Origin of the sequence: Methylobacterium sp. WSM2598, assembly GCF_000379105.1 — a bacterium.
Taxonomy (GTDB): Bacteria; Pseudomonadota; Alphaproteobacteria; order Rhizobiales; family Beijerinckiaceae; genus Methylobacterium.
In genome coordinates, this window is record NZ_KB900609.1 from 6,600,906 (window position 1) to 6,614,863 (window position 13,958).

17 protein-coding genes are annotated in these 13,958 nt (G+C 72.6%); 6 read left to right on the forward strand and 11 right to left on the reverse strand.

The features are described 5' to 3' along the window. Positions 1-16: 16 nt before the first annotated feature. Positions 17-1,246, forward strand: coding sequence for an amidinotransferase (locus MET2598_RS0130680; protein ID WP_018263464.1), 1,230 nt, complete (start codon positions 17-19; stop codon positions 1,244-1,246). 393 nt (positions 1,247-1,639) lie between these two features. Next, a complete protein-coding gene (locus MET2598_RS0130685; RefSeq protein ID WP_018263465.1) occupies positions 1,640-2,509 on the forward strand; it encodes a MipA/OmpV family protein in 870 nt (289 codons plus the stop codon). Between the two features lie 19 nt (positions 2,510-2,528). Here the strand turns inward: MET2598_RS0130685 and MET2598_RS0130690 are convergent, their stop codons facing one another. From MET2598_RS0130690 to MET2598_RS0130720, 7 genes are all read right to left on the reverse strand, one after another. Further along, positions 2,529-3,317 carry an SDR family NAD(P)-dependent oxidoreductase gene (locus MET2598_RS0130690; RefSeq protein ID WP_012335976.1) on the reverse strand — a complete coding sequence of 263 codons (789 nt, stop codon included), beginning with the start codon at positions 3,315-3,317 and terminating at the stop codon, positions 2,529-2,531. A gap of 150 nt (positions 3,318-3,467) precedes the next feature. Further along, positions 3,468-3,662 carry a hypothetical protein gene (locus tag MET2598_RS0130695; protein ID WP_012335975.1) on the reverse strand — a complete coding sequence of 65 codons (195 nt, stop codon included), beginning with the start codon at positions 3,660-3,662 and terminating at the stop codon, positions 3,468-3,470. 53 nt (positions 3,663-3,715) lie between these two features. Beyond that, the gene (locus MET2598_RS0130700; RefSeq protein WP_018263466.1) at positions 3,716-4,318 is read right to left on the reverse strand and encodes a glutathione S-transferase; all 603 of its coding nucleotides are present in this window, start codon (positions 4,316-4,318) and stop codon (positions 3,716-3,718) included. A 22-nt stretch (positions 4,319-4,340) separates the two neighbouring features. Beyond that, entirely contained in the window at positions 4,341-5,579 is a 1,239-nt protein-coding gene (locus MET2598_RS0130705) for an alpha/beta hydrolase family protein (RefSeq protein ID WP_018263467.1), read from the reverse strand. A 175-nt stretch (positions 5,580-5,754) separates the two neighbouring features. After that, entirely contained in the window at positions 5,755-5,964 is a 210-nt protein-coding gene (locus MET2598_RS0130710; RefSeq protein WP_012335972.1) for a NepR family anti-sigma factor, read from the reverse strand. Between the two features lie 281 nt (positions 5,965-6,245). Further along, positions 6,246-6,671 (reverse strand): response regulator, encoded by a 426-nt coding sequence (locus tag MET2598_RS0130715; protein WP_012335971.1) that lies wholly within the window; start codon positions 6,669-6,671, stop codon positions 6,246-6,248. A gap of 384 nt (positions 6,672-7,055) precedes the next feature. Continuing rightward, complete coding sequence (locus tag MET2598_RS0130720) at positions 7,056-7,835, reverse strand: hypothetical protein (protein ID WP_018263468.1); 780 nt, start codon at positions 7,833-7,835, stop codon at positions 7,056-7,058. A gap of 347 nt (positions 7,836-8,182) precedes the next feature. Here MET2598_RS0130720 and MET2598_RS0130725 point away from each other — a divergent pair, with 347 nt between their 5' ends. After that, a complete protein-coding gene (locus MET2598_RS0130725) occupies positions 8,183-8,854 on the forward strand; it encodes a hypothetical protein (protein WP_012335969.1) in 672 nt (223 codons plus the stop codon). Positions 8,855-8,918: 64 nt separating this feature from the next. Here the strand turns inward: MET2598_RS0130725 and MET2598_RS0130730 are convergent, their stop codons facing one another. Then, positions 8,919-9,365, reverse strand: a complete 447-nt coding sequence (locus MET2598_RS0130730; RefSeq protein WP_012335968.1) for an NUDIX hydrolase — start codon at positions 9,363-9,365, stop codon at positions 8,919-8,921. Positions 9,366-9,443: 78 nt separating this feature from the next. On the opposite strand from MET2598_RS0130730, the gene MET2598_RS0130735 reads away from it, so the two are divergent. Beyond that, positions 9,444-9,746: an alkylphosphonate utilization protein gene (locus MET2598_RS0130735; protein ID WP_018263469.1), complete on the forward strand. Its 303-nt coding sequence runs from the start codon at positions 9,444-9,446 to the stop codon at positions 9,744-9,746. Positions 9,747-9,761: 15 nt separating this feature from the next. Here the strand turns inward: MET2598_RS0130735 and thrS are convergent, their stop codons facing one another. The 3 genes from thrS to MET2598_RS0130750 form a co-directional block, all read right to left on the reverse strand. Then, positions 9,762-11,774 carry a threonine--tRNA ligase gene (thrS, locus tag MET2598_RS0130740; protein WP_018263470.1) on the reverse strand — a complete coding sequence of 671 codons (2,013 nt, stop codon included), beginning with the start codon at positions 11,772-11,774 and terminating at the stop codon, positions 9,762-9,764. 98 nt (positions 11,775-11,872) lie between these two features. After that, a complete protein-coding gene (gene yidD, locus MET2598_RS0130745) occupies positions 11,873-12,178 on the reverse strand; it encodes a membrane protein insertion efficiency factor YidD (RefSeq protein ID WP_018263471.1) in 306 nt (101 codons plus the stop codon). Beyond that, positions 12,175-12,627: an iron-sulfur cluster assembly scaffold protein gene (locus MET2598_RS0130750; protein ID WP_012335964.1), complete on the reverse strand. Its 453-nt coding sequence runs from the start codon at positions 12,625-12,627 to the stop codon at positions 12,175-12,177. The genes yidD and MET2598_RS0130750 overlap by 4 nt, the downstream gene beginning before the upstream one ends. A 264-nt stretch (positions 12,628-12,891) precedes the next feature. Between MET2598_RS0130750 and folE the strand changes: the two genes are divergently transcribed. After that, a complete protein-coding gene (gene folE, locus MET2598_RS0130755; protein WP_012335963.1) occupies positions 12,892-13,551 on the forward strand; it encodes a GTP cyclohydrolase I FolE in 660 nt (219 codons plus the stop codon). Beyond that, entirely contained in the window at positions 13,551-13,958 is a 408-nt protein-coding gene (gene hisI, locus MET2598_RS0130760; protein ID WP_018263472.1) for a phosphoribosyl-AMP cyclohydrolase, read from the forward strand. The genes folE and hisI overlap by 1 nt, the downstream gene beginning before the upstream one ends.

A 13,958-nucleotide genomic window follows, 5' to 3' on the forward strand; every position in this document is an offset into this window, starting at 1 on the left:
CCGAGAAGGAGACGACATGGACCGGGAGACGACCATCGACAGCGGGCAGAACCTGCTCGACGCCGCCGCTGGCCGGGATCTCCTCGACACGGGGGCGAGCGGCCATGAGGGGCCGCAGGCGAGCGGCCATGAGGGGCCGCAGGCGGGCAGCCACCGGGTGCCCGCGCCCCGATCGCCCGTCATGGCCTGGAACGAGTGGGACCCGCTCGAGGAGGTGATCGTCGGCAGCCTCGACGGGGCGACGATCCCGACCCACCACCTCACGGTGATCTTCAACCTGCCGCGGGCCGCCCAGCCCTTCTACCGGCTCGCCTCGGGCTGGAAATACCCGAAATTCATGAAGAAGCTCGCGCAGGCCGAGCTCGACAACTTCATCCGCATCCTGGCGGGCGAGGGCGTCAGGGTGCGCCGTCCCGACGCGGTCGACTTCTCGAAGAAGTTCAGGGCCCCGCGCTGGACCTCGCGCGGCTTCTGCGTCGCCTGCCCGCGCGACCCCTACCTGGTGATCGGCGACGAGATCATCGAGTCGCCGATGTGCTGGCGCTCGCGCTACTTCGAGGGCGACGCCTACCGCTCGCTGTTCAAGGAGTACTTCCGGGCCGGCGCCCGCTGGACCTCGGCGCCGCGGCCCCAGCTCACCGACGAGCTCTACAATTACGATTACCGGGTGCCGAACCTGAAGGCCGGCGAGCCGATGCGCTACACGGTCAACGAGTTCGAGCCGGTCTTCGACGCGGCCGACTTCGTGCGCTGCGGGCGCGACCTCTTCGTCACCCGCTCGAACGTGACCAACCTGATGGGCATCGAGTGGCTGCGCCGCCACCTCGGGCCGGGCTTCCGCATCCACGAGATCGAGAGCCGCTGCCCGCAGCCGATGCACATCGATTCCTCCTTCATGCCGCTCGCCCCCGGCAAGGTGCTGGTCAACCCCGACTACGTCGACGTCGAGCGCCTGCCGAAGGTCCTGAAGTCCTGGGACGTGCTGATCGCCCCGCGGCCCGACCCGGTCGAGGGCTTCATGAGCAGGATCTCGATGTGCTCGCCCTGGACCTCGATCAACGTGCTGATGCTCGACGAGAAGAAAGTCGTCGTCGACGCGAGCCAGCCGACCCTGATCAAGGCGCTGAAGGGCTGGGGCTTCGACCCGATCCCGGCGCCCTTCCTGTCCTACGGGCCGTTCGGCGGCTCCTTCCACTGCGCGACGCTGGACGTGCGCCGCCGCGGCACGCTCAAGTCCTACTTCTGAACCGCCATCCGGTTGATGGCTTCGCCATCTCCGATTTCGGCCATGCGGATGGCGGCTTCGCTCAGGCGCCGCGCGGGCTTGGGATCCGGGATCCGCTTTGATCAACCGGATCCCGCATGAGCGCGCGGCCCGCGCCACCCGGCCCGGGCCGCGCATCGCCGGCCGCCCCTGGGGCAGGCGACGGCGCCATCTCGGGCCCTGCTGCTCCGATATTGCCGCCGGGCGCGCCCAATTTGTCACGGGCATGAAGAAAACTTCGCGATCTGCCGCCTCGTCGCGGCTGACTTTCCGTTGTTTCTCGTGCGTTGCCGCGGTGACACAGGGCCGGCTAATCGCCACGCTTCACGGTCCGGTTGGTAGGTCATCGACGCGCCGCGGCCTAAGATCCTGGCCATGGATCTGATCGAACAGCTGATGGCGGGCCTCCCCCTCCCGCGCCTCGCTCGCTTCGTCGCGGCCGCGGGGGCATTCCTGCCGGCGGCCGCGCTCGCCGCCGACCTGACGCCCCGCCCGGTGCCGGCCTTCGTCGAGGCGCCGCCCCCGATGTGGGTCGTCACGCTCTCCGCCAACGTCCAGGCCATGCCGCAATATCCCGGCAGCAAGGACTATACGGGGATCGTCTATCCGTCCGGCAGCATTCGCCGGCTCGGCGAGCCGAAGCGCTTCTCGGCCCCGGACGACGGGATCAGCTTCGCGCTCTACGACTCGCCGAGCCTGCGGATCGGGCCGACCGCCCGCATCCTGACGGGCCGCTACTTCGGCGACAACCGCAAGGCCCTGTTCGGCTTCAAGGACGTGCGCTGGTCGGTGGAGCCCGGGATCTTCGTCGAGTTCTGGCCGATCCCGATCCTGCGCGCGCGGGGCGAGCTGCGCCACGGCGTCTTCGGCCATCACGGCCTCGTCGGCACGGTGGCGCTCGACTACGTGCAGCCCGTCGACCGCTTCGTCCTCTCGCTCGGCCCGCGCTTCAATTTCGGCGACGAGTCCTTCGCCCGCCGCTATTTCGGCGTGACGCCGGACGAGGCCGCCCTCAACGGCCTCGTCACCCCCTACCGGCCCGACACTTACGTGACGGTCGGGGCGCTCGCCGCCCTCACCTACACGTTCAACGAGCAATGGTCGGCCACCGGCTACGCGAGCTACAATCGCATCGTCGCGGATGCCGGGGCGAGCCCGCTGGTGCGCGGCCGCTTCGGCACGCCCGACCAGTTCATCTTCGGCACGCGGGTCGACTACAGCTTCACCATGCCGGCGCCGTTCTGAGCGTCGGCGGCTCGCCCCCTCAGGCGAGGTGGGCCATGCTGCAGCTCTGGCCGCCATCGACCGGCAGGCAGACGCCGGTGATAAAGCGGGCCTCGTCCGAGGCCAGGAACACCGCCGCGTGGGCGATGTCCCAGGCCTCGCCGAGCCGCCCGAGGGGCACGAGCCGGTCGCGGCCCGCGTCGCGGGTCCCGGCCGCCCGGCAATCGTCGCGCAGGGACGTGTCGAGGAGCCCCGGCAGGATGGCGTTCGCCCGGATGCCGTCGCGGGCATATTGCATCGCCACCGCGACCGTCGCCTGGTTCACCGCGGCCTTGGCGGCCCCGTAGGCGAAGGCCGCTGCCCCGGTCCAGCGGATCGAGGCCACGGACGAGATGTTGACGACGGCCCCCCGCCGGCGCGCCCGCATGCCGGGCAGCACGGCCCGGCAGGTGCGCCAGACCCCGCCGACATTCACCTCGATGGCGCGCCGCCACGCCGCCTCGTCGAGGTCCTCCGGCCCGCCGGGCTCGGCCAGGCCGACATTGTTGTGCAGGATGTCGATGCCCCCGAAGCGCCGCTCGGCCGCCGCGACGGCCCGCACCACCGCCTCGGAATCGGTCACGTCCGCGGCGAGCGCCTCGGCGTCGTTGCCCTCCTCGGCGATCAGGTGGGCGGTCTCCTCGGCGGCCTCGGCCAGCCGGTCGACGCAGACCACCCGCGCGCCCTCGCGCGCGAAGGCCACGGCCGCGGCCTTGCCGTTGCCCCAGCCCGTTCCGGCCGAGCCGGCGCCGAAGACGATCGCGGTTTTTCCGATGAGGCGGTCGGGCATGGGGGCAGTCTCGCGTGCCCCGGGAGACTCGCGAGAAACCCCGTCCTCCCGCAACCGGCCGGGGAGCAGGACCGCCATCCGGCGCCCGCATGGCTCCCCGCCGCGGCGCCCGCAAGGGACCCGCCCGGCCTGCGCGCCCCGATGCCCGGATCAGGCCGCCCGCGTCGCCCGCCGCCAGGTCGCCACGGCGAGGCCGAGGGCCAGGGCGACCTGCAGGAAGTTGCCGTCGCTGAGGTAGGGCGAGCCGAGCTGGAGCTGGTGCGCCAGCCGCACGGCGAGGCCGAGGAGCAGGAACGCGCCGCAGAAGGCGAGCGCGGCGAGGAGGAGCGCGAGGAAGTCGTTCATGGTTCCGGCCCGGAGATGTCCGGGCCTCCGTGCAAGGCCGGGGCCAGCCGGGATCAGACCGGCCGCGTCGCCTGCATCGAGGGCCGGGCGCCGAAGCGGGCGAACCACGCGTCCGCCGCCGGGTAGCGGCCGTGCCAGTCGATCTCGGGGAAGCGCAGGTCGAGGTAGCCGAGGGCGCAGCCGAACGTGATGGTGCCGATGTCGAGCCGGTCCCCGAGGCCCGGCGCAGCCGCCTCGATCGCCTGGAGCGCGCACTCGATCTTGGCGCGCTGGCCCGCCACCCAGGCCTCCGAGCGCTCGTTCTCCGCCCGCACGCGGGTCTCGTAGACGGTCACCAGGGCTGCGTCGAGCAGGCCGTCGCCGAGGGACTGGGCCGTCAGCACGCCCCAGCGGGTGGCGTTGCGCGGGAACAGCCCGCCTTCCCCGACATGGTCGAGGTACTCGCAGATGACCCGGCTGTCGGCCAGCACGGTGCCGTCGTCGAGGACCAGGGTCGGCACCTGGCCGAGGGGGTTGCGGGCGACGAGGCCGCCGTCCCGGTTCACCGGATGGGCCGCCGCGGGCACCAGTTCCAGCCGGCCGACCAGGCCGAGTTCGTGGGCCGTCACCATCACCTTGCGGACGAAGGGCGACGTCACCGAGTGGTAGAGCTGCATCGGGACCTCCCGGACAGGGGCGTCAGTGCCGCGGGCGCTGGCCGACCGGGCGCGGGCCCGGCTTCGGGGCGGCGGGCTTGGCGGAAGCGGGCTTGGCGGAAGCGGGCTTGGCGGCGGTGGCGGCCGTGGCGGCCGGCCGCTCGGCCGGCGGGCGCGGGCTCTCGGCGGCGAGGCGGCGCACCGGCCAGCCGTCGCTCCAGCGCTCCATGTCGGTGAAGCGCGGATTGGCCTTGAGCGAGGCGGCGTCCTGCCCCGCGAAGGCGGCGGCCGCCGCCATGTCGAAGGTCTTCCAGAAGCCCAGGTAGTCGAGGGTGTCGGTCCCCGCCGCGTTGATCTGCGCGACGAGGGTCGTCTGCTCCCCGGTGAGCGCCATGTCGGCGGACCACTTGAAGGGCGGCGGCTTCTGCCTCTGATCCTTGGGCGGCTCGGGCGGCAGCTTGATCGCCGCCGCGTCGTAGGCGGCGTTGCTGCCGGCCGGAGAGGCCAGGGTCGCCGAGAGGGCCGGGAAGCCGTGATCGTCCGAGAGCACCCGCATCAGCAGCTTGCGGGCGGGGGGAACCGCCGCGGTCTCGCGCATCAGGCGGCGCGCCGCGAGATCGGCCGCCCGCGCGTCCCGGTCGCCGATGATGGTGATGAGGAGCGTGCCGGGCGCGATCCGGGAGAGGTCGTGGAGCGCGATGCCGCGGGTCTTCTCGTCCCGGGCGATGCCCCCCGGCATGGCGCCGAAGATCAGCTTCGGGGCCGGCAGGCCGGCCTCCGCCGCGTCCGCCGCGAGGTTGGCGGCGATCGGCACGCCCGCGAGGTGGCCGATCAGCGCGAGCCGGGCCGGGTCCGGCTTGGCCTCGGGGTCGCCCGCGAGCGCGTCGAGCGCGTCCTTGACCATCCGGGTCGCCGCCGCGCTGGCATCGGCCGGACGCGTGCGGTTCACCTCCTGGAAGCGGGGGAACAGGACGAGGTAGCCCTCGCGGGCGAGGTGCTCGATCCAGGAGCCGTAGGATTGCGGGTTGACCGCGCCCCAGGCGTGCAGCACCACCGCGACCGGCCGGCCCTCGGCCGGGGCCGGGCCGCTGCCGTAGAACGCGAAGGTGATCGCCCCCGTCCGGCCGAGCGCCCGCTTCACCACCGAGGACGCGGTGTAGGCCTGGCCGCCCGGTCCCTCCTTGGGCTGGGCGGGCGGCGTGGCAGCCCCCGCCTGACCGATCCCCGCGCAGAGGCCGAGTGTCAGGACGAGGGCGTGGCAGGAACGGATCGTGAGGCGCATGCGACCGGGACGAGCGGGGATCCGCCGGCGGTAGCCGGACCGTCGATCCGCCCCACCCGACACCACTTCGCCCGCAATCTCAAGGCTTCATCGGTCGCACGCGGCCCGGCACGGGCAGGTGTGTCGCTTCCGCGGTACAGTCCAGCGGCGAGGAGCGCTGACGGACGAGCGCCCGTCAGCGCTCCTCGCGCCGCTCCCGGTCGAGCGCGTCGAGCTGCGCGATCAGCTGGGTGAGGGTCTCCGGCACGGGCTGGTTGACCGTGTCGGTGTAGAGCGAGCGCAGATCGTGCCCGAGTTTGGCGAGCAGCAGGGCGTCCGCCAGCGACGAGGCCGTCGCATGCGTCTGGCCGAAGCTCGCCGCGTGGTTGCTCGGGATGACCTTCATGGATCGTCTTCGGGCGGGTGCCCTGCCTCCGGTTTGCAACAGCCGCGCGGGACCGTGAGGCGGCAGGCGTCAACAAATCCCGAGTAACAACGCGGCTCCCCGGGCCGGGTTGCGCAGATCCTCCGGATCGAGGGTGCGATGATGCGATTCTCGGTCGTCAACCTTGCACGGCCGTCACGGGCGGGCGCGCCCGGAACGACTGGGACCGCATTCGCGCCCGCGCGGCGGTGACCGGCCGGTTCCGCAACGTCACCGCGCGCCCGGAACGGGCGCGGCGGCGCTCAGCCGGCGCTGGCGTCGCCCACGGCCGAGCGCCCGCCGTGGTAGCCGGCGGCCTGCTCGACGAGGGTGAGGATGTCGAGGGCCCGCCAGGGTTTCGGAATGAAGGTGGCCGACATCCGCAGGTCGCTCGGCTGGTCGCCGGCATCGCCCGAGGTCAGCAGCACGTGGACGCGCGGCCAGGTCACGCCGATGATCCGCGCGAGTTCGAACCCGCCGATCGGCCCCGGGGTGCGCACGTCGGAGAAGACGACGTTCACCTCCCCGCCCCGCTCGCGCAGGATGGCGAGGGCCTTCTCGGCGGTGTCGGCCTCGATGACGCGGAAGCCGGTCTCCTCGAGAAGCGTGGCCGCGAGGAAGCGCTCCTCCGGCTCGTCCTCGACGACCAGGATCACGGGTTGCGTCTTGGCGGCACCGGACTCGCTCATAGCCATGGAACGGGAATCCAGTCCACTGGTTGCATCGCCCTGAACGGTTCTCCCGGCGGGCTCACGGAAGCTTGACCACCAGCGCATCATCTTGCTCTTGATGAACCGAATCAAGGGCGCGCCGGCCACGAGCCCCCGCGTCCGGCCTCGGCGGAACGCCCCGCCCGGTGCCGCGTCGGCCCCTCGCCAACCCGCTCCTCGCGGATGTCGATGTCTCCCACCCCCATGTTGCGGCATCGGCGCGCGCCCGCAAGGCGGTGCGCGGCCGGATTCCGTTCACGATTCAGCAAAAGAGCGCAGCGGGTGCGCCTCCGCACACGGGCGGGCGGCCCGGAGGCCGGACCGCCCGCCCGTCGCGGCTCGGGCCGCGGGCTCCCGCGCGACTCAGGCCGCGGCGGCCTTGCGGCTCTTCGCCGGCCAGCCGAGGGCCACGAGGCGCTGCTTGGCGTGCTCGCGCACCTCGTCGCGCAGCCCCGGCGCCATGGCGGCGAGCCGCGCCTGGGTCGCGGGGTCGAGCATCAGGTCGGTGACGGCGTTGATGCTCTTGGCCTTGTCGATCTCGGCCTTCAGGTCGGCCTCCGCCGCCTGGGAGGCGTCCGGCAGGGCCTCGCCCTCGCGGGTGGCGTCCGCGAGATCCTCCGCGTCCTCCTCGTCGGGCGCCTGGATCCGCGCCGGCTTGGCCCGCGCGGCCGATGCGCCGGCCTGCGACGCGACGGCGCCGTGCGGCGCGGAGGCGCCGCCCTGGAGGTCGGGCCGGGAGGCCCTGAACTCGTCCGCCTCATCCTCCGAGTAGAGCAGGCCGTGGAGCCCCACGAGCTTCAGGATCACGCGGTCCTTCGCCCGCTTCTCCGCCATGGCGTAGACGTAGGCCGGCTGCTTGCCGCCGATCTTGTAGTTCACGCCGATGAGCGCCTCGCCGATCGACCACTCGCTGCGCTCGCCGTTCGGGCCCGGCATGTGCCCGGTGACCAGGATCACCGCCTCGTCGCGCTCCGCGCGCACGATCACGGGCGCGTCGAAGCGGATGCGGGCCTGGGCGGCGATCCGCTCCAGGGCCTTGTGATAGATCACGGCGGTTCCCTGCACCCGCCAGACGTTGCCGGCCAGAGGCTCCCCGTAGGTCGCGAGGATCTCCGCGATCTGCTTGTCGGTCGTTGCACTCATGCGATCGATCTCACCTGCTCGAAGGCGGCGCCGGGGCCCGCGCGGGACACCCGCCACCACGTCCGCTGGTCTAGCACGAATCACTCCGAACAGCGAGTGATTTGTACCGTTTTTGCGAAGCACAGCCGCGCCCGACCGCCGCATTTCGGACCCGAGCTCCGGCTAGAGACGACGCAGATCCGGCAGAAGCTCAAGATCATAATGGCCAAGCTTGCGGTGCGGTCACTGCCGGGTCGTTGACCCGCCGGGCAATGTTCGCGTATCGTTCTTGTTACCTCATCCAAGAAGATCTTGCAGCGTGGCCTGCTGGGCCGCGCCTGCCGGCGCTCCGGGAGTCCCTCACCGCCATGACCGCCCCGCTCCTGCACGATCCCGCCCTCCTCGAACGCCCGGGGGCCCGCCGCGGCGCGGCCCGGGCGGGCGGGCGCCGGGCGGCGCCGGCCCCGGCCGCCCCCCGCATGGCGCTCGTCGCCGATTTCCTGGCGATCGCGGCCCTCGACCCGGCCGTGGAGACCCTGCGCGCCGGGCCCGCGCCGGCCCGGCTGCTGCTCGGGGACGAGGCGGTGGCGCACGCGGCCGATTTCGAAGTGAGCCGGACGGACGAGCCGGGGCTCCTCGTCGACGTGGTGGCGGAGGCGGACCTCGCCCGCCACCCGCTCCGCACCGCCTACGTGGCGGGGGAACCGGTCTGGGCCGAGGACGGGCGCCGCTTCGTGATCGAGAGCGCCGCCACCGTGCGGGCCGAGCCGCGGCTCTCGACGGTGCGGCTGGTGATGGCCTGCCGGCGCAGCTTCGTGTCGGCGGGCGACCGGGTGCGCATCCTGCACTACCTCGACGAGTGCGGGACCGGCCGGCTGGTCGATTGCGCCGGGGTGGTGCAGAACGCCGTGGACGGGGTGGCGGCCGTGCTGGCGCTGGCGGTCGAGGGGCTCGTCGCGATCGACATCGCGCGGCCGATCCTGCCGGAGACCCCGGTGCGCCGCCGCCCCCTGCCCTTCGCGGACCCGTTCGGGTTCTGAGCGGTACGGCCCGCCGCAGCGATTGCCGGGACCGGCATCGCGGCGCCGAGCCGGCGCCCCCGGGTCATCGGCCGAGCGCGGAACCGGGCGGAGTCTCGGCCAGGACATCCGCGAGGCGGGCCTGAAGGTACGGCACCGCGTCGGCGCGGCGCAGGAAGAGCCCGGCCGGCATCATGGTCCAGGCCTCGCCCTCATCCCCGAACCGGATCCGCGCCACCTCCTCGGGGCCGATCGCGGCGGCGAAGAACCAGCTCGCCGCGCGGCCCTCGGCGAGGGGCGGGTAGCGGCGCGCCCAGGCGAGCCGGCCGGGCGCGAGCCGGATCCCGAACTCCTCGCCGAGCTCCCGCAGCACGCAGGCGACCGGCGATTCGTCCCCCTCGCGCCCGCCGCCCGGCAGATCCCAGAGACCCGGGAAGGGGATGCCCGGATTCCGGTCGCGCCGGTAGGCGACGAGGTCCGCCCCGCACAGGAGGGCGAGCTTGGCGCCGACGAAGGCCTCACCGTCCCACATCGGCTCTCCGGCCCCCTTGCGATCTGCCCCCGCGGCAGCGAGAAGGCGTGACCGTCCGCGCGAGGTGGGGCCAGGATGATGGGCGACGACGATTACGTCTACGACGAGGCGACCGGCGAGTGGCGCCCGGCCGCGGAGGTCGCGGCCGCGGCGGCCGCCGCGGCGCGGGTGGAGGTGCGCGACGCCTCCGGCACCCTGCTGGCGGACGGCGATTCCGTCACCCTGATCAAGGACCTCAAGGTCAAGGGCGCCAACCAGGTTCTCAAGCAGGGCACGGTGATCCGCTCGATCCGGCTGACCGACGACCCCGAGGAGATCGACTGCCGCCACGACACGATCAAGGGCCTCGTGCTGCGCACCGAATTCGTGCGCAAGCGCTGAGGCCGGGGCGCCCCGTCAGGGCGCCGCCGCGACCCCGTGATGGGCGTCGAGGGTGGCGGCCTCCGTCGGCACCGTCGCGGCGACCGCGTCGCGGCGGCGGCGATCCGGGGTGGTGGCCTCGCCGACGAGGTCGGCGAGCGCTTGGTCGAGGGGCAGCGTGCGGGTCTGCTGGCTGCCGAGCCGCCGGATCGACACCGTCCGCTCCTCGCCCTCGCGGCGCCCGACCACCAGCATCACCGGCACCTTGGCGTGCGAGTGCTCGCGGACCTTGTAGTTGATCTTCTCGTTGCGCAGGTCGATCTCGGCCCGCAGCCCCGCCGCCTCGCAGGCGGCCAGCACGTCGCTCGCGTAGGGATCGGCGTCGCTCGTGATCGTCGCCACCACCACCTGCAGGGGCGCGAGCCAGAGCGGGAAGTGGCCGGCGAAATGCTCGATCAATATCCCGGCGAAGCGCTCCATCGAGCCGCAGATCGCCCGGTGCACCATCACGGGCGTCTTCTTCTGGCCGTCCGCGTCGACGTAGAAGGCGCCGAACCGCTCGGGCAGGTTGAAGTCCACCTGCGTGGTGCCGCATTGCCAGTCGCGGCCGATCGCGTCGCGCAGCACGTACTCGAATTTCGGCCCGTAGAAGGCCCCCTCGCCCGGGTTGATCGCGGTCCGGATGCGTCCCCCCGACTGCTCCTCGATCTCGCTGAGGACCCGGGTCATCACCGCCTCGGCGTGGTCCCAGAGCGCGTCCGAGCCGACCCGCTTCTCCGGCCGGGTCGAGAGCTTCACGACGATCTCGTCGAAGCCGAAATCCGCGTAGGTCGAGAGGATCAGGTCGTTGATCTTCAGGCACTCGGCGGCGAGCTGGGCCTCGGTGCAGAAGACGTGGGCGTCGTCCTGCGTGAAGGCGCGCACCCGCATCAGCCCGTGCAGCGCGCCGGACGGCTCGTAGCGCGACACGGCGCCGAACTCGGCCAGGCGCAGCGGCAGGTCGCGGTAGGACTTCAAGCCGTGCTTGAAGATCTGCACGTGGCCGGGGCAGTTCATCGGCTTGATCGCGAAGACGCGCTCGTCCTCGGTCTTGGTGACGAACATGTTCTCCCGGTACCAGTCCCAGTGGCCCGAGGTCTCCCACAGGGCCTTGTCGAGGATCTGGGGGGCATTCACCTCGCGGTAATCGGCCTTCAGGCGGCGCCGCATGTAGGCGATGAGCTCCTGGAAGAGCGTCCAGCCCTTCGGGTGCCAGAACACGACGCCCGGTCCCTCCTCCTGGAAGTGGAAGAGGTCCATCTCGCGGCCGAGGCGGCGGTGGTCGCGCCGCTCGGCCTCCTCCAGCCGGTGCAGGTAGGCGTCGAGGTCGGCCTGCGAGGCCCAGGCCGTGCCGTAGATCCGGCTCAGCATCGGCTTCGTCGAGTCGCCCCGCCAGTAGGCGCCCGCGACCTTCATCAGCTTGAAGGCCGTGCCGACCTTGCCGGTCGAGGTCATGTGCGGGCCGCGGCAGAGGTCGAGCCACTCGCCCTGCCGGTAGATCTTGAGATCCTCGCCCTCCGGGATGGCGTCCACGAGCTCGACCTTGAAGCTCTCGCCCTTCTCGGCGAACAGCGCGCGCACGGCGTCGCGGGCCCAGACCTCCTTGGTGAAGGCCGCGTCGCGGGCGATGATCTCGCGCATCCGCGCCTCGATCGCCGGGAAGTCCTCCGGCGAGAACGGGGTCTCGCGGTAGAAGTCGTAGTAGAAGCCGTTCTCGATCACCGGGCCGATCGTGACCTGGGTGCCGGGCCAGAGCGACTGCACGGCCTCGGCGAGGACGTGCGCGCAATCGTGGCGGATCAGTTCGAGCGCGCGCGGATCGGTGCGGTCGAGGAACTCGATCCGGGCATCGCGCGTGATCGCGTCGTCGAGGTCGCGGACCTGGCCGTCGAGGGCCATCGCGACCGTGCGCTTGGCCAGGGACTTGGCGATGCCTTCGACCACCGCGCTGCCGGTGACCGCGGCGTCGTAGGCGCGGGTGGCACCGTCGGGGAATGTCAGGATCGGCATGGGACGGGCTCCTTCGGCTCACTCCTGCGCACCGTGCAGGTAAGCGGATCGGATCGGGGCCGCCTCCATAGCAGCGCGGCCGGAAAAGGCCAGACGGCTCACTCGCCGAGGGGTGCCGGCGCGTTGACCCCGCACCAGCGGCCGTAGGCCCAGGGCCGGTGCCAGGCCGCGCCCTCCGGCAGCGCCTCGCAGACGAGGTCGATGCCGTGGGTGCCGAAGGGCCCGCAGCGGCAGATCCGGGCGAGGCCCATCCAGCCGCCGGCCCAGAGCCCGTGGCGCTGGATCGCCTCGTCCGCGTAGGCCGAGCAGGAGGGCCAGTGCCGGCACTGGCGCCCGACGAGGCCCGACAGCGTGAGCTGGTAGGCGCGGATCGCCGCGTGGGCGGCGCGGCGGGGCAGGCTCACGCCCCCGCCTCGGCGGGGCTCGGCCGGGCCGCGATCTGATCGAGCGCCTCCACCACCGCGTCGAAGGTGAGGAGCGTCGAGGCGTGGCGCGCCTTGTAGTCGCGCACCGGCTCCAGCACCGCGAAGGCGGCCCATTTGCCGGCCGGGGCCGGTCCCCCCTCCTTGAGCATGCGCCGCACCTGGTCGCGCAGGTCGCGCAGCTCCGCGGCGCTCGCCCCGACCACGTGCCGCGCCATCAGCGAGGAGGAGGCCTGGCCGAGGGCGCAAGCCTTCACGTCGTGGGCGAAGTCCGTGACGGTCCCGCCCTCGGTGACGAGGTCGACCGTCACCGTCGAGCCGCAGAGCTTGGAATGCTTGCTCGCGCTCGCCTGCGGGGCCGCCAGGCGGCCGAGCCGGGGGATGTCGGCGGCGAGTTCGAGGATGCGCCTGTTGTAGATGTCGCTCAGCATGGCCGCTTCGGACTTTGGACGAGGGAGCCCCCGCCGGGGACGATGGTCTCCACCGTGGACTTCGGATCGGCACCGGACCATGGTGGTCTGCCGTGCAGCCGGCGCATTGCGCGCCGGACGCAGACGCACGATATAGGCGGCCCGACCCCGGATCGCGAGGCGCGGCGCGTGGGCGCGCCCATGCGGGCGGCGCGGGCCTCCCGGGGCGGGGGCCGGCGGGGAAGAGGCGCAGGTGAGGCCCGTATCCCGCGGGCGGGAGGCTCCATGGATGCGGTGCTGAAGTCCTTGTCGGTCCGCCTGCCGGACGCCGCCGACAAGCGCAGCGACACGGGCCGCCCCGAGCGCGTGACCGAGCGGCCGACCCGGCAGGAGGCCGAGGCGGCGGTGCGCACCCTGATCCGCTGGGCCGGCGACGATCCCGAGCGCGAGGGCCTGCGCGAGACGCCCCAGCGCGTCGCCCGCGCCTACGAGCAGATCTTCGGCGGCTACCGCCAGGAGCCGACCCACATCCTCGACCGCGTCTTCGAGGAGGTCGAGGGCTACGGCGACATCGTGCTGGTGCGCGACATCCCGTTCCACTCCCATTGCGAGCACCACATGGTGCCGTTCATCGGCCGGGCGCACATCGCCTATTACCCGCGCCGGGGCGTGGTCGGGCTCTCGAAGCTCGCCCGGGTGGTCGATGCCTTCGCGCGCCGGCTGCAGACCCAGGAGACGATGACGGCCCAGATCGCCGACACGATCGACGCGGTGCTCAATCCCCGCGGGGTCGCCGTGATGGTCGAGGCCGAGCACCTCTGCATGGCGATGCGCGGGGTGCAGAAGGCGGGCGTCTCGACGCTCACCACCCAGTTCACCGGCGTGTTCAAGCAGGACCCGCACGAGCAGGTCCGCTTCCTCACCCTCGTGCGCGACCAGCGCTGATGGCCCTCGCCTTCGCGCCGCCCGGGGACCGGCACCAGGTCGAGGAGGGCACCGCCTTCACGCCGCGCTTCGGGCCGGACGGGCTGATCACGGCGCTCGCCGTCGACGCCGAGACCGGCGAGGTGCTGATGCTCGCCCACATGAACCGGGACTCCCTCGCCCGCACCCTGGAGACCGGGGAGGCGTGGTACTGGTCGCGCTCGCGGGGCGAGCTCTGGCACAAGGGTGCGACGAGCGGCCAGGTCCAGAGCGTGGTGGAGATCCGGGTCGATTGCGACCAGGACGCGCTGCTGCTGCGGGTGAGGGTCGGCGGCGACGGCGGCTGCTGCCACACAGGCCGCCGCTCCTGCTTCTACCGCGCGGTCGAGGCCGGGCCGGCCGGGGCCCGCCTCGTCCCGGCCGGGTGA